Source organism: Bradyrhizobium sp. in8p8 (assembly GCF_000426845.1).
GTDB classification, from domain to species: domain Bacteria; phylum Pseudomonadota; class Alphaproteobacteria; order Rhizobiales; family Xanthobacteraceae; genus Bradyrhizobium; species Bradyrhizobium japonicum_C.
In genome coordinates this window covers 68,214-86,041 of sequence record NZ_KE384580.1, presented here as the reverse complement: position 1 = coordinate 86,041, position 17,828 = coordinate 68,214, and the positions used below count along the sequence as shown (strand labels likewise).

The following is a 17,828-nucleotide window of genomic DNA, read 5'->3' as shown; positions in this document are numbered from 1 at the left end:
GACGCTCCCGGAGCCCGCAAGCGGTCTCCGCGCATTCGCGTGACGATCCTCTCGCGACCGTGTCGACAGCAGTCGTCCAGCAACCAGCACGATTTCCAGTCTCGCTTTCCGGAATTTGTTCCCTCGACGGCTATGGGCTGACCTGACTCTTCTGGCAGGAGATTCGCCGGATGAATTTCGGGATCGTTCCGGTGGTCGGATTCGCAATCGTCTGTTGGTTCAAACCAACATCCCCCGACATGAGGACAAGGACATGACTCCCACGCCGCTAGACCCATTTCGGGCCTCAAGATGAAGACCATTGTCATCAACAATCAAAAAGGCGGGGTCGGCAAGACGACGCTTGCTGTGCATTTGGCTTGGTTCATGGCGGAAGCGCACCTCCGTGTACTAGTCATCGACGTTGATGCGCAGAGCAATGCGTCCGATACGTTAAGGCAGTATGCCGGTTCAACGTTGGCCGCGGATTTGTTCAAACCGGGGATACGGATTGTGCCTCGGGAAGAAGAAGGCCTGACGCTCGCGCCGGCCGATAGCTCTCTGACTGATCTCGATCGCAGCAATGCGGCCGCCATAACGACTCTGCAAGAAAACCTCGCCATCGCGTCGGATCAGTTCGATGCCTGCGTCATCGATACGCCGCCATCGCTTGGGCTGCGCAGTGTCGGCTGTTTGGTTGCGGCGTCGCACGTGCTGGCCCCCATCTATCTGGAGGACTATTCGATCAAGGGAGTCAAAGGTCTAATGCAGACCGTGATCGGCGTGCAGAGGCGCTATGGCCGCCAGGATACGAAGTTCCTCGGGTTGCTGCCCTCGAACTTCAACACGAAATCGCCCCGGCAAAGGACGCATCTTGAGCAGCTCCTGCGCGAGGCTGGCAAATATGTGTTCCCGGGCCAGATCGTTGCAAGAGACGGCTACGCTGAGGCCGTCGCGGAACGTCTGCCGGTCTGGAAGCTGAAGCGCCGCTCTGCGCAAGAGGCTGGTCGGGAAATCCGCGATGTTCTCGCCAAGATCGTCGCGCAGATGGACGAGACGGCACATGGCGCTTGATCTCAGCTTTAAGCAGCTCATTGATGCCGCGGAGGATGTTGCCGCCCCAACCGGGCAGCCCACCTCCATCGCCATCGATCGTATTGACGAAGACCCGGATCAGCCGCGTCGCAGCTTCGACGAGCAGAAGATCGAGGAGCTTGCGGAATCGGTCCTTCAGCATGGCGTGCTGCAACCGATCGTGCTGCGGCAAGCGACCGAGGAAGGCCGGTACGTGATCGTCATGGGTGCGAGGCGGTATCGTGCGGCCAAGCGCGCCGGGCTCCGTGACATCCCGGCTTTCATTCAGGCCGTTGGTTCTGCGGATCGTTATGTCCAGATGATCGAGAATATCCAGCGCCATGACCTCAATGCCACCGAAATTGCGGCGTTCATCGCGGGCCGTCTGGAGCTAGGCGATAGCCAGGCCGACATCTCGCGCAAGCTCGGCAAGCCCAGGGACTGGGTTTCTCGCTACGCCTCGGTCCAGAGCATGCCGGAGTTCCTCCGGTCGAAGCTTGCCGGCTCGTCAATCCGTGCTGTGTATGAACTCTTCCAAGCGTGGCGCGAACAGCCCAACGCCATCGAGACCTTATGCGCAGCGCAGGAGAGTTTTACCGATGCACACGCACGTCAGCTGGCTCATAAAATTCGGACTGAAGGCCGCGGTTCGCATGCTGATTGCGAAGGTGCCTCTGGAGCTCAAGCAGAACGAAGTCGGCCGCGGGTGGCATTGCGATCGACAGAGACGGACCCTGTAATACCGAGCGCGGAAAGGCGCCCTCACTCGTCGGTTCGTCGAAACGAGACAATGAGCCCATCACTGACGATCAGAGTCCGTCACCAGGATCGCACGGGCTGTCTTCTGGTCGATCGACCAGCCTCTCAAGGCTCACGTCATGCCGTGCTGCTGATGGATGGCGCAGACGAAGCGGAAGAGGTTCCAACATCGACCATCACAATCGAAGAGGTCTTTTTCGCATGAAGCTGGTCTTAAAGAGTCTCCGCAGAAACATTGCTACAGTTAGTGCGCCGGCGGAGCGGATTTCCCATCCGAAGGATGGCGCGTTAGCGCAGCAGCCGGAGGCCGAACGCGCCCCCCACAGCGCTGTAGAGAGGCCGGAGGCTGCTGGAAAGCCGCGGCCCACATGCTCGGTGCCAATGTTGCCGATCTCCACGCGCGGTGTTCGTGGAGTGGAAGCACTGGGGGTGGAGCCGGCTGCGTCATTCCCAGAGGAATTCTTCGCATCGATCGTCGGCTGGGGTGGGTCTCAGTTGCAGCAACACCCGCGGGTTGAATGTCGAGCCTGTTGGTTTGAACCAACATCGAGGGGGTGGAAGGATTCGCGTTTTCTAGTGCAGGATAGGCTTCGCGCCAGCGATGTATTACATCGCGATTGGGATTGGCGTGCATGGCTCTGATCTCGCTTCGCGTCTCCGACCAAGTCGCGGCGGAGTTCTCAGTTCTTGCAGCGACACAGGGTGGCAAATCCGCGCTGCTGCGACGTCTGATCGCTGATGCACTAGCCGCACCAGCGCCGCGCATCTTGGCGTTGCCCGTCGGGCGACGGGAGAAGGTGACCGTGCGATTTCGTGAGAGCGAGATGCGGCAGCTTGCTGAAGTGTCACATCAGCGTGGCATGACCCGAACCGGCTGGATCGTCGCGCTGGTGCGCTCGCGGTTGGCGTCGCCCGTTCAGCATTCCCCGGACGAGCATGCCGCGCTTCGCGCGATCGTTCGCGAACTCAACCGGATTGGCGGCAACATCAACCAGATCGCACGCGCCGCAAACACCAGCGTGCTGCAGGGCAGGGCGGTTGAGCCCGATCTGTCCGCAATTCAAGAGGCCACATTGGTCATCGAAAGAGAGCTGGCGCAATTGCGTAGCGCGCTGCACGGCAATGCCGACTATTGGAATGGACAGTCATGAGCCGGCGCTCGCCGCGGCCGACCGACCTGACCTCCGAACTTCCGCCGATCTCGTATGTCTGGGAAACGCCCAATCGGCGCCCGCGGCGGGCCGAGTGGGATATCCCAGATCCGGGCGCTCCGGGCCTCCTGACGCCGGCGATGCGTGCAAAGCTCGAACGCATCGTGCGCCGAGCACCAGAGGTGATGGTCAAGATCACCGGTCGCACAAAGAGCGTAGCGCATCTCAAGTCGCACCTTGCATACATCACGCGAAACGGTGAGCTCGATGCGGAAACAGAGCAGGGCGCGACACTGGCGGGTCGTTCCGGATTGAAGGACCTGCAGCAACGCTGGGAGGATGATGCCGGCCTCGACGACAAGCGCCGCCGTGACGGATCGCTTTCGATCAACATTATTCTGTCAATGCCGGCCGGAACCGATACGGTCGCCGTTAAGGATTCAGCGCGGGCATTCGCCATCGAGACGTTCGGGGACAATCACGACTACGTCTTTGTCCAGCATCTCGACGACAAGCATCCCCATGTGCACTTGACCGTTCGGTCGTTCGGCCATGACGGCAGGCGCCTCAACCCCCGCAAGGCGGATCTTCAGGCCTGGCGGGAGCGGTTTGCTGGCGAACTCCAGCTTCGCGGGATCGCGGCGGAGGCGACGCCGCGGCGAACCCGCGGACAGGTGAGAAAGGCCGATCGCGGGGCGGTCCTCGCGATGCGCAAGCGAAAGGTCACGCCCAATGTCGATCGGCTCGCCCGTGACAAGGTGCTTTCGGAGGTGAGGGGTGGCAGGACCGCCAAAAACCCCTGGGACGAACAAATTAAGTCCCGTCAGGACGTGATCCGGCGTCGATATCTCGATTATGCCGCCGAACTACAGCGCTCTGAAGCGCCAGTAGATCGCGAGTTGGCTCGCCAAGTTCGGCAATTCGTCAAAGACATGCCCGCTGTCGAGACGCGCCGGCATGCGTTGAAGAATGAGCTTGCGGAGCTTGCCAATAGCCGGCGCCGCGACGCGGATCAGGGCGTCGATGCCGATGGGCGCGACGAAACACGAGGTGATGAGCGGGCCAGATAAGCTGACCCGGAGGTTCATCAGGCCCGAATCTCCCGGAGGATCGAGGCGCCCGGAACTATATCCCAGTTGCTGTTCCAGGGCGCTAAAGTTAGGCAGGCGAAACCATGTCCGTAAATCTCCATCGCGGAATGCTCGCACGATGATCATCAATCGGATTGACATAACCCTCTCAAGGCTGAAACAGGGGTTCGATTCCCCTAGGGAGCGCCACCCAGTACTCATCTGCGAACCCGGAATGGCCCCATTTCGGCTGGCCAAAACCGCCTTTTCGAGCACATCCCTGCTGCCCTTGATCCGGATCGCGGTGTCGTCGACTTCAATTACGCTGATGAGCGACTGTAGGTAGGCTTTCCGGAATGGGATGGACCCGGAGGTGAAGTTTTCCCGCATGGTGCGGCCGAACTTCTCAAGCAACGCGGGATCAATTTGAATTACGTTTAATGAGTGTGACTTGGCCCGCTCTAGTGCAGCCTTTGAGCGATCACGATCCGCCTTCAGAACATTCAAGCGGTCCTTGAGGACATCGTCGATCTCCGTGACCCCCTCTTCGATGAGCTTGTAAAGGCGCCCAAGTTTTTCGTCGGCATCGCTGAGTTCGCGCTGGAGCGCCGCGATACGCGCATTCACGGCGTCCGCCTTTTCTGCGCGACGCGCCGATAACGACGAAAGGATCGCTGCCAGTCGCTCTGGCTGGAACAATCGTTCAGCCAGTTGCGTGGTGACCAATTCGTCCAACTTTTCCATTCGGACCGACCGACCTTTGCAAGCCGTCTTTCCTTTTCGGTTACAGGTCGAACAGGAATAGTACCGATGGACGCGTCCGGTCTTCGAGGTTCCGGTCCGTAACGTCATGGCTCCTTCACAAGTCGCGCAGACGGCCAACCCCGTGAGCAAGATCGGACCAGTCGTCACGCGCGGTGCCACCACCTTCGGGCTCCGCGCATGAAGTTGTCGGCGGACCTGTTCGAAGACGTGGGGCTCGATGATCGCGGGAACAGCGGTCGTGATGACCTCGTCGTCCGGCTTGCGTTTGCCGGTCCGTGAAGACATCTGGTTGAACTTCCACTCGCCAACGTAGGTGGTATTCGTCAGGATCTTGTAGATCGTGCCGGTGCCAAACGTCTTACCCTTCCTGGTGCGGTACCCGTGGCTATTGAGCCATTTGACGACTTCCTTGACGCCGAGTGCCCCCGAGGAGCCATCGCGTAGAGGTAGAGCTTGAAGATAAGCTGGACCGTTTCTGCATCGACCGGATCGATTGCGAGCGTCTTCTTGATCTTCGTGCCGCGCTTCTCTACCTCGACCAGAACATAGCCTAACGGCACTGGCGAGCCATTCCAGAAGCCATGTTGAGCATTTGCCTTCATGTTCCTGATGACATGTTTGGCATTTTCCTTGGACTGATACTCGTCGAATAGCGCGATGACTTTACGCATCATGGCCTGCACGGGATCGTCGTCGTCGCCGAGCGGTTGGGTAATCGAAACTAGCTTTACATCATGCTTCGCCAGCTTCCTCAGGTAGAATTCCTGTCCGAAGGCGTCGCGGAAGAAGCGGCTATAGCTGTGCACGACGATCAGGTCGAATGCATGCTCACCGTCGCAGGCGCGTTCGATCATCTGTTGGAAAACTGGGCGTTTGTCGTCGGTAGCCGATGCGCCGGCTTCGATAAACTCCCCGACAACTTGATGACCTCTAGCCTCACACCATGCGCGCAATTGGGCGCGCTGATCTGGAATCGAGAGATCGTGTTTCGCCTGTCGATCCGTCGAGACGCGCAAGTAGAAGGCCACTCGGGACGAATTGGCGTCGACTGCGCTGTTCGATTTACGCGCGTGCTTACTCATGTCATCAAGCCTTTCGCTCCTGAGTCTCGCAGCTCTACAAGCATCTGCAACAACTATTTCTTGACCTCGATCGCCAACTCTTTGCCTGCGGTTGTAGCCCTCAATTTCTCGTACAGGTCGACCCTGACGAGCTTGCCTGATGGTTTGCGGCCTCCGATCGTCTTGTCACACCGGCGCGTCCATTCGAAGCGGAGCGCCTCATGCAGCATCTCGGCGTGCTTCACGAGCAAGCGCCGGAACGTCGCCTGCGCGCCGTTGTCCGGCAGCCTCAGGAATCCCGCGATGAAGATCCGGTGACGCAGGTCCTCGTTGCTCGCGCGAAGCTCGATGATCGCCGCGTCCAGATCCCGGGGCTTGTAGAGGTAGCGGGGATCGGGGACGAAATCATCGCTCATCGAGGGACGCTGCGCCAGCACCTCCCCAACGAGCCAGAGCCCGCCGTCGATGGCGATGTTTGCGTATTCCTCCAACCGCATTTCCAGCATGCGGGGTTCGTAGAACGGGCGGATGGTCATCGTTTGTCTCCTTTTTGATATGCCGTGGCTACCGCCGGCATCGTTCGGGGTTGGGGTTCGAAGACGGCGTCGAGCAGGTCGCTGAAATATCGCTCGACCACGTCCAACTCGGCCTTCGAGACCGGAATCGGATCGGGCAACTCGTTCTCCACGGTCCAGAATTCCGGATCGGAGGGCCGGGGCTTTGACGGAGGACAGCTAGAGCTCATGGTCGAGCTCACGCTTCTTGCGATGTTTGCAATCGCGATCGCCGGCCACCTCGGTTGTTGCCAATTCGGATGGCGAACGATGCGTCTCCCGGCGCTGCTGCTCGCCGCCACGCGTCTGTGCGTCTACCAGGATGTCCGGCGACGAGCGCTTGAAGCCGCAGCGAGCAAGTCGGCTTGCCAGGTAGGTTCGCCGCGCCACCGCGCCGATTTCGTTCGCTTTGCCCCGCTCCGAAAGAGGCAACTCTGCCCTAATACGGGCATCCAGCGATTTGCGATCGCAAAAAAGGTCGGTTGCGTTGCGCGCCCGACTCGACGCAACCAGAATCGAATGACGATCCATGTCGGGCGACAACCATGCGATTGCACGGTCTGTGGTGCAGCCTTGTGCGCCATAGATCGTCGTCGCGTAAGCGTGTGTGAGCTTGACGCGACCCTCGCCGTCGGCAATCTCATCTGTGGAGAATGTGAAGCGGCCTGCATCAGTGCGAACTGCAATGTCGACGCGTCCATCGTTGGCAGCGTCAATTGCCTCGACGGTTGCTTCGGTGCCATTGATCGTCTCAAGGTCGCGGACTTTAATGCGGGTGAGGAAGCGAATTCGGTCGCCGGCTGTCAGTGGCAGTGATACCGTTGAATTCGACGACGTAACGGCTTTCAGTGTCACGTCCTCGCCGCGAATTATGTTCTGCTGGCGGAGCCGGGCGCGAATCTCTGCCGAAATCGCCCGTACCTCGGCGTTCGTTTTGGCTATGAGAAGAGAGCGGCCAGGCGCGGCTTTCTCATGAGCTTCCCAGGCGTCGACCATCGCGCGCACCGTGGCCTTGGGACCAAGCGCCTCGTGGAGGAGGCCTCGGCGCTCAAAGGCCTCCAGCGCTTCGTCGGCGTCCCCCCTCCCGAAGGCAGTGACGGCATCTCGCGCCCATTGCTCACGTTGTCGAACAATCTTGGTGACTGACTGTACCGATGAAAAATTTGCGGCGAGCGCCAAGCCAGGGCCGGCCCCGACGCTCTGTAGCTGGTTGCGATCGCCAACCAGGACGAGATGCGGATTGAGACCCTTGGCATCGGCGGCCTCTACTGCCGAGAGAATGCTGTGCATCTGCCGGCTGGAGAGCAGGCCGGCTTCGTCGACGATCAGTACGGTGTTCTTATCCAGAAACGGAACGCCATGTTCGGCACCCACGAGCCAAGAGTCTGTTGCACGTGCATCGATCGCCAATTCATCGCGAAGAGCGTGAGAAATCTTCCATGCCGTGGAGGCGCCGATCACGCGGTACCCGACTTCGGCGTCGGTCCAGGCGTCGGTGATGGCTGCCAAAGCCGTGGTTTTTCCCGCGCCCGGGGTGCCCTCAAGAATCGTGATCCTGGCACCGCTGGTCGCCGCGCGCACGGCAACAGCCTGCTCCTCGTTGAGCCCATACTTCTGGATCAACTTCGCGACGATCGTAGGGGGCGGCGCGATTGGCGATTTCTTGGAAAGCCGAGCTGCCATCTCGCCGATTTTCAGACTCGATGCGCAGCATTTCCGGCGTGGTAAAGACCTGATGCCCCCACACGTCGCGATCGAGGGTAACAACCGCCTTCGTCGCGACCAGGCGATTAACCTCCGTTTCGACGCGTTCCGCGCCCTCGCCGGTTCCGACAAGGGCGGTGGCTACTGCGGCGTAGAGATGCCGGCGTTCGAAGGTGCTGTCATGCTCAGTAAGCCGATCCGGCAGAGCCGCGAGACGCCCTTGGAGCAATCGCTCACGATCGGAATTCTCAAGCGATGCACACTGCTCGCGACCCGCGGCAAAGCAAGAGTCAATGACGGCGTTGCGATCAAAGCCGATATCGCGGGCACATTGCTGCCAGAATGCGAAGCGGTCGTGGTGTTGCTCCTGTTTAGCCTCACGGGTCGCTTTGGTAATTGCGGCGGCCAGTGCGGGGGCACTTGCGCTGTCTGTCCCGGCTGCGTCGAGTGCTTCCTCGATCTCACCGCGACGAGCCGAGAAATAGGATTTTAGCTGGGGAACAATTCCGACGACTTCCCAGATTCCATTCTTGCCGATGTCTCCGACGGCGAAGCCAAGATTCTGAAAATTTTTGGAGAGCTGGGCGTGGTAGACTGCTCCCGCTGCCATTTTCCAGGCGAAGATGGCTTTACCATCCAGAGCTCCATGGCGCTTCTGCTCGGTTTGATTCGCTTCATCGTCGACGCGACGGTCCGAACTTTCGTCGTATTTGCGGGCGATGTTGAAGGTAACCGCGTGACTATGAAGCGCACAGTCCGAGAAGGTTTTGCCGTCGCGATGCCGTGCGGGACGCGCGGCTCCGTGCTGAAACACGGCGACAGACAGCTTGACCTTCTGACGACGAACACCGTCCTTGCCAAACCGGCAGAACGCAGCGTTGGCCTCGATCGCCTTGAGGGCGACTTCGAAAGCGTTGGCCTGCGCCTCCTCGATTTTTGCCCGCAGTTCCGGATCGGCAAGCGCCCACAGAATCGAGCACGTCTTTGGCGCCGAAAACGTGATGTCATATCCGCCGACGTGTTTCTTCCCGCTCCGGCTTGAGAGCATCGGGCGGCCCGTCAAATCAAGCGCCGCATGCAGCCGTTCGAACGGGTCGCGTTCGACGATCGCCCCTACGACAACGCCAATTTCGACGCCGACTGCTACCCATCGACCTGCGGGCTCGCTGCCGCCGATATAGTAGTCGGACGAAGCGATGTAGTATTCGGCTGATGTTCCGGCAGCTACCGTTGCGACCATCTCGCTCACCTGCATGATGCAAGCGAGCATGCGCGCCCGAGAGAGGGGTCTACCGGGCATCTCCCCGAGATAAGCTCAGGAGTCCCCGGATTGAAAAAAATAAATGGCCGCCACTGAGGTGGCGGCCATTTCGATATCACTCGATGGTCCAATGAAGAGGACCTAAAGTCGTTGCCAGGTATCGAGCGGCCATTCAACAACGTAGACGTTGTCGAACCCGACGATCGACGCGCGGATCGACTTCCGCCCTCTCCAGTCGACCGTCAGCCCCAGACAGGTAGACATCTCGTGGGCGGACAAGGCTGGCACGTCGTGCAACTCGGTGTCACCTTCGCCGGGCGGGTCAATCCCGACGGTAGTGATACCCATCAAGGTTTCGGAGAGTTCGGTTGCGCTTTTGCCAGACCTTGCTTTGCAAACGACGATGGTCGCGAAGTTTTCCGTCAGAGCTTCTGCCGCAGCCTTTGTTGAGGCCTCCTCGATCTGTGCGAGACTCTGTGCAGTTGCGACTACGCGGATCCCGCGAGATCTCCCCAAGGATGCAAGCTCCATGATGTCCTTCATCGCTCTCCGAAAGCGAGGAAGTTCGTCCGCGATGATCCAGACGCCATGGTCGACATCGTCGGCCATGTCAGGAGCAAGGAGCTCGCTCGCTAGCACCCGGAACATCAGGCTCAACAGCAGCTCGGAGTTGTCCCTGTTGGACAAGTCATGCCGCAACACGATGATGCGCTGGCGTGATCGCTTCCGCGCCCAATCCAGGAGCGAGATACGCGGACGTCCGTCTGCCTCCATGGACGCGCAGGTATCGACGATTTCGGCGACATGAGCGATCATATTGAAGACCACCGAAAGGCTCATGGTGGTGGGGTCGTCACCCTTGCCGCGCAACATTTCTGCGACCTGTCGCATTGTCGGTCGCAGATCGTTGGCGATCTCTTCGACGGGCTTCGAGATAGCGGTTTGCAGCTCTCGCCACCCCCAATTTCGTCGATGCTCTCTAATCAGTTTCGAGAGCAGCCCCTTCAGAACCAAACGGGACGCCGCCGACCAAACCGGATCGCGAGATTCCGGTATCATGATCGCGGCGACGCGGCTGGCAGCTTCGGGCGAGCGGACGTCTCGGCCGATCGCCCAAACGGACGAAGCCCGTCCAATACCAATTGCGGCGCTTTGTCTCCGGTCGACAAAAGCCGTAATCCGTTTGTGAAGGGCGCCTTTCACGTCGAGAAGAAGAACATGATCGCCGCGCATGATGGCTTGGCGCGCGACACCCTCAACAACCACTGTCTTTCCTGATCCCGGTAGACCGACGGCAAAGGCCGACTCCTGTTCGGCCAGCCTGGGAAGCCGCAGACCGGGCGCGAGTTCGACCCCATCCGGAAACTGGGCAATCAATGCTGCCAGACGGCTTCGCGCTGCGCCGACCGCTGCGCCGAACCACAGCGTCTGCGGCCCGTCGATCCAACGCGCACTTCTCAGTTTCGGGGTTCGCGAAAGCACCTGCCGATAAATTGGAACGGCTACGACCCATCCCGCCAAAACCGTACCGATCGCGCGAAGCGGGAGCTGGATCGCCATGTCGATGCTGGTCAGCAATCGCCAAAATGCCTTTCCAAATGCAATTGGGTAATTCAAGCAACCGGCGACGTAGGTGGCCAGTTCGCGCAACCTCTCGCTTGCCTCGCCGCTCAAGACCAGGACAGGAGCGGCGGCATGGTGGGACATCACGATCAACCGCAGCATGGCCGCCAGGTCGAACGGCAACTCAACTTGATCGCGAGTAGACCAATAGAATGCGGGCACAATGGCGAACAGGATGAGGAAAGCCGTTGCGGCCGCGAGCAGAGCAAATGAAAGTCCTGCCAGAACGGCACCGGAACGGGACGCCACCGGCGTGAGTGGATGAGTAGGTTCCGACATAGTCTACCTTTCGCGATTGCGGTGGACGTCAACGATGGTACCGATGGGCAGGGACCCGTCGGTGTGCAAAGTCGTGGGGGAAATGCTGAACGAACTTTGGGCGCGTCCGAGATGCACCGCGATATCGTCGGGGCTGAGGCCTTGAGCTGTCACCGGGAAATTGCAATCTTCGGTCCAGCGATCGAGCCGGTTGCAGAGACCGACGTCGTCGGCGCTCAGGTATCCTGAGCTTGCAATTGCCCATCGCAATGGCCGATCCAATATTCCTGCGAAGATCGTGACCGCGATGACAATCAACGAAGCAGCACAGCAGACAAGCCAGAGCGGTGGCGGCCCGTCGGCCGGCCGATCCTGCGATTGGATCCGAATCGGGGCTGGTATTGCTGCCGGCAACGCGTCGTCGGTTCCCGCCGCTACCCGAGCCATAGTCGCGATTCCGGCAGGACCAATGCGGGTCAGCACCGCACGCGGAAGCTTGGCAATGTCGCGCGGTGGCATTTCCGCAAGTTTTTGACCGAGAACATCGCGCGCGGCTCTGCCGCGCCCGATGTTTTCATTCAGGCGACTGACGAGTTCGCTCGGAAACATTCCATTAGCGACCGGCATCGAACGCCCCCACAGAGAAGCCAGCAATGGCGCCGAGGCGCGGCCACACGACAGAGACAAATTCGCTGACGTAGCCCTGCAGCGCGGTGACCATCAGCCGGGACATACCCAATTTAGCAATCAGTGTCGCTTCATCCGCCATGACCGCTTCGGTAAAAGTCATCCCAGCGGACTCGAACAGCGGCCAGGCGCCCGCGGCAATTGCGGGTAGCGTGACGCGGCGGCGGTCTTTCAACAGCGGCACGATCTTGTCGTTGTAAATCTTGTGAGCTGGCGTACCCGCCAAGAATTTGAATCCTCCGTCGCGCAAGTTGAAAACCGGCACGATCTCGGCGTCCGGATGCACAAGCTGAAGCTCTTCCATCAGGTTAGCGCTCTGCGAAATTGCGCTGGGATCTGCCGTCATCAAGACCAGCACGATCGGACGGATACCCTGATCGACAAGAAATCGGTCGAACCTGGCGCGGGCCACGAAATTGAGGAAAGCGCGCTGGTTCTGTCCGGCGCCGACATCGATCACACCGATGGTCTCAGACTTGGCAATCGATTGAACCATTTCCTCGAGCGGCTCGAACACGCGCATTGAGGCGAGAAGATCGCTTCGCATCTCTTCGGCGCCGGGCGCCTCGATCGTGATCGTCTTGTCTGGATAGAGCTGCGGCAGGGTCGGAGCCCGGTCGATCTGGGCGATACGAACATCCCGCTGGGCAGCGATGACGCCGTCGACGATCAGGCGCCCGGTCAGGCTTTTGCCGACGCCGCCCTTCGGCCCCATCGTGTAGATTATGGTTGCGGCCGTACCCTTCAGCGCTTCCTTATGTGCGGTAATGACCTTCTTTTCCGCACGAGATTCGAGCTGAGGGGTGGACGGGGGTTTACTCGTCATTGCTTGCTCCTGATACGCCGAAATGGCGCATCAGGAGCAAACGACAGTTGCTGAAGGCCTTACCGGCCAACATCCCGAGATAAGGTCAGCACAACTGAAAAAATCGAACACCAATCAAAATATTATGCTGACCTGATCGCCGGAATTGGTTTGACCCGTTTTGTCACGTGTTCCCAGATATCTCGGATGTCTGGATGATTCGCGCTTAGCGATTCCAACAAGGAGAGGATGACTTCTTCATTCATGGTCGCGCCATGGCCGCGATTGAGTGGATATTCCATCATCTCAAGCGTGTGACGTTGCACCAGTGGCGCCAGCGTCGGAACGTCAAGTGGCATGCCGCCGGCATGGCGTTTGATGTCACGTTTGTAAAGAATGCCTTCCCTGTACCGCGCTTCCAGTTCGCGATACCAATCCTGGATCTCATTGAAAATCTGGCGCAGAAATTCGTTCCACAGATGCGGAGGCAGCGGTTCCATCAGAGCGGCGCTATACCAATCCATAAAAACCGCATACCCTCGCAGGGTCAGCATGTCATGCCGCAGAGCCCAGATTTTTGCGATCAGGATATCCCGTCCGGTCACCAATCTGGATTGAATTTCTTCGGTGGTTTCTGTACGGCCGGTCGTTTTTCGATCTTTGCGGCCCTTTCTTTGCTCCCCTTCAGAGATTTCCATAAGCCCCGCACCGATATCGAGATCGGTGCCGTGCAACTCCGGGATCGCCATGATAATCGACTTGGCGCAATCATAGCCGACGCTTGCCAAGTCCCATGCCGACTTCGTCAGCTGGTCAAAATTTCCTCGTTCCGACACTTCATCCTTGGATCGTGGAATGTTTCGAGCGAACCTGATCTGCTCGAACGGGACGCCGAGAGTAGGCGTCAAAAGCTCGAATATTCCAACGATGAAGCGGTTCAGTGGTGGTGCGTGCAGCCACTGCTCGATAGTCTTGTTGGAATGATTGACGTCGCCCGGCTCCGTCATGTGAAGTGCAATTTTAAGCAACTGCGTCGCCTGGCTAGCGCAAAAAGCGAGGTTCCGCCGTCCATCGTCGTCAAGACGGCGCTTAACGTCTCGCAAGCAGACGTGCTTCCCACGGCGAGCCCGATTGGCATTAGCCAATATGTCCACAGCTGCCGGGCTGAGCTCCCACGTCACGGGATCGATCCGAAGAAGCGACGTCTCACCAACCATGCCCGCGCGGGCCGTGAGACGATCGACAAGACGCGCGTTACTGGAATTGTCGTCGGTGATCATTCCGGGGTCGACAAAGCCGAATACCGTTCCTTCGCTCGCTGGCCCATATTGGAGCCGCCCAAGCCGAGAGGAGTTTCGGCCGCGGCCGTTTGTTTAGCGATGTCAATTTGTCGCGCGTGCGACGCCACCCCGGATCCAAGCACCGCGCCTTTCTGGAGTTCGCGGATCGCATATAGCGATATGCTTGTTCGTCCCTTAACCCGAGACTTATCCGGCAGCTTGGACATGAAGTCTGACAGGAATTGCAGCTCAGTAACCACTCTCCCATCGACTTGAGAAGGCGGATGCGCATCGTCATCGGGGGATCGCTTATGTCTGACGTGACCCGAGCGATCCGCGCCCCAGGCAATTGCGTTCGCCAGATAGAATGCGATCAGCGGTCCCAAGCTCGCTACGACCTCATCGATCTCATTACGAGGACGGTAGCCATTTTCCGTCAGCTCCGCTCTGAATGCGTCCGCAAAGGCGGACACGGCCTCTGTCGCCCTTTCGCTCGCGTTGATGAGGAGAAGAATTTCAAAGTCAGTCATGGGTCTTCGTACTCAAGTGTCGGCGCCAGGCGACAGTATCGTTTCGATTGGCTGGCTCTGCGGTTCTCGATCGACCGAGCTTAGTCGTCATATTCTGTACGGGTCGCCTCGCTCAGTCTGCGAGCCTCAGTCAATCGTTGTGTCAGTCCGGTCAATAGGCGCGGCGCCGGCATCGCCACGGCTCCAGGAGATATCGCCGCACCCTTGTCATCGGATTTCGCTTGCGTCGGGCGCGGTAGCCGTCCGATCTCTTCCTCGCGCGCCCGCACATGAGGCGCGAAGCCGAGAGACGCCGCGTTGGCAGAATTCTTCAGTTGAGCGTTTCTTACGCGCAGAAATACCGAGTTCATCTGCCGCGCGGAGATCGGTTGGCCGCTCTTATGTCGTGCGCCTGCCTGGGTCAGCGCGTTGGCGATCGTTGCCCATGTCAATCCTGAAGTTGCCAGCCGCTGTAGCGTCAGATAGTGCGCGCGTACCGATCGTTCAAACGGAATATCAAACGACCAGTTCTTGACCAGATGTTGTAGCTCGCGGCGCATGATGTCGCTCGTTATATGACTGCCTGCTCCAGAGGTAATGGCAATCGACCCGATGTCAATCGATGGTCTCGTCGTTGATGCGATTTACGACAGCGAGCGCAAATATCGCGCGAGCATCGCCTCAAGCTCAACATCAACGATGGTGCGAACGAATTCGCAGTATCAGACCGGGTCAAAGCGCGCCGCGCGAAATCTCGGCACGCTCATCCTTGAGCCGACATGTCAAAATGCCAAAATGCCAAAACCCAGGCAGAAGTCTGCGTCACTGTTGCGGGGTAACAAAACCAGGAAGATTTCGCGGAGAGTATCGAGCCGTTCGCCGGGGACACTCGGTCCCGGGTCCCGCCGCAGGCGGCGCGATGCTGCCCCTCTCTTTGACCGGCCTCACGACTGCCAACGGGCCTTCGCTGCGGCGCAGACGCCCTATCTGTTTTTGGGAGCTAAGGGCTCCGCCCTCGCGCGGGCAAGGGTGAAGCCCCGGCGGCGCCGGGACCGGCCGAGGCGGTCTCCCCGACCTTCCGCGCGGCCCACTCTTCGACGGACTCCAGGTCCGACATCCGCTTGTGCAGGCCGGGTGATCCCCCTCCGCCCCGGCCGCCCTTGCTCTCGCTACCCCGGTCTCGCCGACGGGCAGGGTTGCAGCGCCGTGGAGCGCTTGCACCCCAACCCTCAAAAGGAGATCGCCGATGTCTGCCAAGAAGATTCAAACGGCTCTCGCGAGCGGCGCGGAGGTCCTGATTCCGCTCAACAAGCTGAAGAAGTCCCCGAAAAATGCGCGCAAGACGCCGCACAGTGAAGCGTCCATCGAAGCCTATGCCGCCAGCATCGCCGCGAAAGGCATCCTGCAAAATCTTGTCGTCGAACCGGAATTGGACAGCGAGGGGGCGGCTACTGGTTTCTATTTCGTGACCATTGGCGAAGGCCGCAGGCTCGCTCAGCTCTTACGAGTCAAGCGCAAGGAAATCAACAAGACCGAGCCGATACGTTGCATCGTCGACACCGCGAACGATCCGCACGAGATTAGCCTCGATGAAAATATCACACGCGAGAGCATGCACCCCGCGGACCAGTTCGAGGCTTTCAAGAAGTTAGCGGACGAACGCGGCTTTGGCGCGGAAGAGATCGCAGCGCGATTTGGCGTGACGCCTCACGTGGTGCGCCAACGGCTGCGACTGAGCGCGGTGTCGCCCCGGCTGATAGAGGCCTACCGCAATGGCGAAATGGGGTTCGAGCAGTTGGTGGCGTTCGCCCTCATCGACGATCATGAGCGGCAGGAAGAGATTTATAGTCGGCTGACTTATAGCCGCGATCCCGTCACGATCCGCCGGATGCTGACGGAAACCAACGTCGCTGCTACCGACCGACGAGCGGTCTTCGTCGGTCGTGAGGCCTACACCGAGGCGGGTGGCACTATCCTGCGTGATCTCTTTACTGAGGATCGCGGCGGCTATTTGAAGGATGCAGCGCTGTTGGACCGGCTCGCCCTGGACAAGCTGCAACTGTTGGCGACGACCTTGCAGAAGGACGAGGGCTGGAAATGGGCGGAGGCGAACCTCGATTTTCCGCACGGTCACGGCCTCCGGCGCGTCTATCCGCGAGAGGTCGCGCTTTCGGCGGAAGATCAAGCTGCCTACGAAGCCGCGCAGGCCGAATTCGATCTCCTCACTAAGCAGTATGAGAATTTTGAGGAGCTTCCCGAGGATGCTGATATCCGGTTCGGCGAGCTCGAAGCCGAGATGGACCGCCTTGAAGCCCTGCACCGCGCGTACGATGCCGATGACATCGCCTGCGGCGGCGCGTTCGTGGTTCTCAACCATGATGGTGAAATTCGCGTCGAGCGCGGCTTTATTCGTCCGGAGGACGATAATCGCCGGCAGAAGGCGTCGGCCGAGAGTGACGTGCAAGGTCATGATGTGGATGCGGCCGACCGCGACGACGATATGGAGTCCGATGCCGGCCTTTCGGACAGTCTGGTTGCCGATCTCACCGCCCACCGAACCCTTGGCCTTCGTCTGGCGTTGTCGGACCAACCCGATGTCGCGCTTGTCGCCGTCACCCATGCGCTGGTGGCGCAGACGTTCTATCGGGGGGCCGAGGCCAATGTCCTCGATATTCGTCCGGGCAGCTTGTTCCTCGGCTCTCACGCGGACGGAATAGCCGATACCGAAGCGGGCCGGTCTTGGTCGGATCGGCACGCGCGCTGGGCGGCGCAGCTGCCGTGTGATGTTGCCGATCTCTGGCCCTTCGTCGTTGCCCTCGACCACGACAGCCGCATGGCGATCTTTGCGCATTGCGCAGCCCTGACCATCAACGCGGTCAAGTTGCCGCGCGATCTTCGCCCGCGTGCACTGGCAACCGCGGATAGACTGGCCAAGGCCGTTGCTCTCGATATGAGCGGCTATTGGCGACCGACCGTGCGAACCTATCTCGGACGTGTCACCAAGGCGCGTATCCTTGACGCGGTGCGAGAAGCCGTGAGCGCTGAGGCAGCGGACCGCATGGCCGACATGAAGAAGCCGGACATGGCGGAGGCCGCCGAGCAGTTGCTGGCTACAACGGGTTGGCTGCCTGCACTGATGCGGACGCCGCAAGCCGCGCAGCTGGGCGCGACGCAATCAGCGGCGGGTGCTGCCACGGATGGGCCTGCGAACGCCTACGCCAACGCGGCCGAGTGATCGGCAAGGCCGGGACCGTGTTGCGGTCCCGGCCTTCTCGTCGGCAGTTGTCG

Annotated in this window: 16 protein-coding genes and 1 pseudogene; 5 read left to right on the top strand and 12 right to left on the bottom strand. The window is 59.8% G+C overall.

The genetic code is table 11. From position 1 onward, the window contains the following. The first annotated feature begins 291 nt into the window (after positions 1-291). The 4 genes from K408_RS0137100 to K408_RS0137085 all read left to right on the top strand — a co-directional run bounded on the left by K408_RS0137100 (position 292) and on the right by K408_RS0137085 (position 4,033). Positions 292-1,053, top strand: coding sequence for a ParA family protein (locus K408_RS0137100; protein ID WP_024342292.1), 762 nt, complete (start codon positions 292-294; stop codon positions 1,051-1,053). Further along, positions 1,043-2,017: a ParB/RepB/Spo0J family partition protein gene (locus tag K408_RS0137095; protein WP_024342291.1), complete on the top strand. Its 975-nt coding sequence runs from the start codon at positions 1,043-1,045 to the stop codon at positions 2,015-2,017. Before K408_RS0137100 ends, K408_RS0137095 begins: the two co-directional genes overlap by 11 nt. Positions 2,018-2,444: 427 nt before the next feature. Next, positions 2,445-2,963: a MobC family plasmid mobilization relaxosome protein gene (locus tag K408_RS0137090; RefSeq protein ID WP_024342290.1), complete on the top strand. Its 519-nt coding sequence runs from the start codon at positions 2,445-2,447 to the stop codon at positions 2,961-2,963. Next, the gene (locus K408_RS0137085) at positions 2,960-4,033 is read left to right on the top strand and encodes a relaxase/mobilization nuclease domain-containing protein (protein ID WP_024342289.1); all 1,074 of its coding nucleotides are present in this window, start codon (positions 2,960-2,962) and stop codon (positions 4,031-4,033) included. The genes K408_RS0137090 and K408_RS0137085 overlap by 4 nt, the downstream gene beginning before the upstream one ends. A gap of 768 nt (positions 4,034-4,801) precedes the next feature. On the opposite strand, the pseudogene K408_RS43865 reads toward K408_RS0137085, so the two are convergent. From K408_RS43865 to K408_RS42570, 12 genes and pseudogenes are all read right to left on the bottom strand, one after another. Then, positions 4,802-5,155: pseudogene (locus K408_RS43865) on the bottom strand (recombinase zinc beta ribbon domain-containing protein); the annotation flags it as partial. Beyond that, the gene (locus K408_RS43860) at positions 5,122-5,880 is read right to left on the bottom strand and encodes a recombinase family protein (RefSeq protein ID WP_063830811.1); all 759 of its coding nucleotides are present in this window, start codon (positions 5,878-5,880) and stop codon (positions 5,122-5,124) included. The gene K408_RS43860 and the pseudogene K408_RS43865, both read right to left, overlap by 34 nt. Before the next feature lie 53 nt (positions 5,881-5,933). After that, positions 5,934-6,395 (bottom strand): hypothetical protein, encoded by a 462-nt coding sequence (locus K408_RS40130; protein WP_024342288.1) that lies wholly within the window; start codon positions 6,393-6,395, stop codon positions 5,934-5,936. Continuing rightward, positions 6,392-6,535, bottom strand: coding sequence for a hypothetical protein (locus K408_RS0137070; protein WP_245265939.1), 144 nt, complete (start codon positions 6,533-6,535; stop codon positions 6,392-6,394). The genes K408_RS40130 and K408_RS0137070 overlap by 4 nt, the downstream gene beginning before the upstream one ends. A 58-nt stretch (positions 6,536-6,593) precedes the next feature. Continuing rightward, a complete protein-coding gene (locus K408_RS40680; RefSeq protein ID WP_049820480.1) occupies positions 6,594-8,036 on the bottom strand; it encodes an AAA family ATPase in 1,443 nt (480 codons plus the stop codon). Further along, positions 7,954-9,357, bottom strand: coding sequence for a MobF family relaxase (mobF, locus tag K408_RS40675; RefSeq protein WP_196232454.1), 1,404 nt, complete (start codon positions 9,355-9,357; stop codon positions 7,954-7,956). The genes K408_RS40680 and mobF overlap by 83 nt, the downstream gene beginning before the upstream one ends. Before the next feature lie 162 nt (positions 9,358-9,519). Next, positions 9,520-11,280: a type IV secretion system DNA-binding domain-containing protein gene (locus K408_RS0137060; RefSeq protein WP_028139094.1), complete on the bottom strand. Its 1,761-nt coding sequence runs from the start codon at positions 11,278-11,280 to the stop codon at positions 9,520-9,522. A gap of 3 nt (positions 11,281-11,283) precedes the next feature. Further along, positions 11,284-11,886: a hypothetical protein gene (locus K408_RS0137055; RefSeq protein ID WP_049820482.1), complete on the bottom strand. Its 603-nt coding sequence runs from the start codon at positions 11,884-11,886 to the stop codon at positions 11,284-11,286. Further along, the gene (locus tag K408_RS0137050) at positions 11,873-12,772 is read right to left on the bottom strand and encodes a P-loop NTPase family protein (protein WP_155248718.1); all 900 of its coding nucleotides are present in this window, start codon (positions 12,770-12,772) and stop codon (positions 11,873-11,875) included. The genes K408_RS0137055 and K408_RS0137050 overlap by 14 nt, the downstream gene beginning before the upstream one ends. Positions 12,773-12,894: 122 nt before the next feature. After that, entirely contained in the window at positions 12,895-14,031 is a 1,137-nt protein-coding gene (locus K408_RS0137045; RefSeq protein ID WP_024342283.1) for a hypothetical protein, read from the bottom strand. Then, positions 14,028-14,561, bottom strand: coding sequence for a hypothetical protein (locus K408_RS0137040; protein WP_024342282.1), 534 nt, complete (start codon positions 14,559-14,561; stop codon positions 14,028-14,030). The genes K408_RS0137045 and K408_RS0137040 overlap by 4 nt, the downstream gene beginning before the upstream one ends. Positions 14,562-14,641: 80 nt before the next feature. After that, complete coding sequence (locus K408_RS42570; RefSeq protein ID WP_155248717.1) at positions 14,642-15,100, bottom strand: hypothetical protein; 459 nt, start codon at positions 15,098-15,100, stop codon at positions 14,642-14,644. Positions 15,101-15,786: 686 nt separating this feature from the next. Here K408_RS42570 and K408_RS0137035 point away from each other — a divergent pair. After that, on the top strand, positions 15,787-17,775 hold the full coding sequence (locus K408_RS0137035; RefSeq protein ID WP_024342281.1) for a ParB/RepB/Spo0J family partition protein: 1,989 nt from the start codon (positions 15,787-15,789) through the stop codon (positions 17,773-17,775). Positions 17,776-17,828 lie beyond the last annotated feature (53 nt).

Bases quoted from the DNA above. Each gene is read 5' to 3' on its own strand.
- K408_RS0137100 (WP_024342292.1), top strand. From the start codon at position 292: ATGAAGACCATTGTCATCAACAATCAAAAAGGCGGGGTCGGCAAGACG.
- K408_RS0137095 (WP_024342291.1), top strand. From the start codon at position 1,043: ATGGCGCTTGATCTCAGCTTTAAGCAGCTCATTGATGCCGCGGAGGAT.
- K408_RS0137090 (WP_024342290.1), top strand. From the start codon at position 2,445: ATGGCTCTGATCTCGCTTCGCGTCTCCGACCAAGTCGCGGCGGAGTTC.
- K408_RS0137085 (WP_024342289.1), top strand. From the start codon at position 2,960: ATGAGCCGGCGCTCGCCGCGGCCGACCGACCTGACCTCCGAACTTCCG.
- K408_RS43860 (WP_063830811.1), bottom strand. From the start codon at position 5,880: ATGAGTAAGCACGCGCGTAAATCGAACAGCGCAGTCGACGCCAATTCG.
- K408_RS40130 (WP_024342288.1), bottom strand. From the start codon at position 6,395: ATGACCATCCGCCCGTTCTACGAACCCCGCATGCTGGAAATGCGGTTG.
- mobF (WP_196232454.1), bottom strand. From the start codon at position 9,357: ATGGTCGCAACGGTAGCTGCCGGAACATCAGCCGAATACTACATCGCT.
- K408_RS0137060 (WP_028139094.1), bottom strand. From the start codon at position 11,280: ATGTCGGAACCTACTCATCCACTCACGCCGGTGGCGTCCCGTTCCGGT.
- K408_RS0137055 (WP_049820482.1), bottom strand. From the start codon at position 11,886: ATGCCGGTCGCTAATGGAATGTTTCCGAGCGAACTCGTCAGTCGCCTG.
- K408_RS0137050 (WP_155248718.1), bottom strand. From the start codon at position 12,772: ATGACGAGTAAACCCCCGTCCACCCCTCAGCTCGAATCTCGTGCGGAA.
- K408_RS0137045 (WP_024342283.1), bottom strand. From the start codon at position 14,031: ATGATCACCGACGACAATTCCAGTAACGCGCGTCTTGTCGATCGTCTC.
- K408_RS0137040 (WP_024342282.1), bottom strand. From the start codon at position 14,561: ATGACTGACTTTGAAATTCTTCTCCTCATCAACGCGAGCGAAAGGGCG.
- K408_RS42570 (WP_155248717.1), bottom strand. From the start codon at position 15,100: ATGCGCCGCGAGCTACAACATCTGGTCAAGAACTGGTCGTTTGATATT.
- K408_RS0137035 (WP_024342281.1), top strand. From the start codon at position 15,787: ATGTCTGCCAAGAAGATTCAAACGGCTCTCGCGAGCGGCGCGGAGGTC.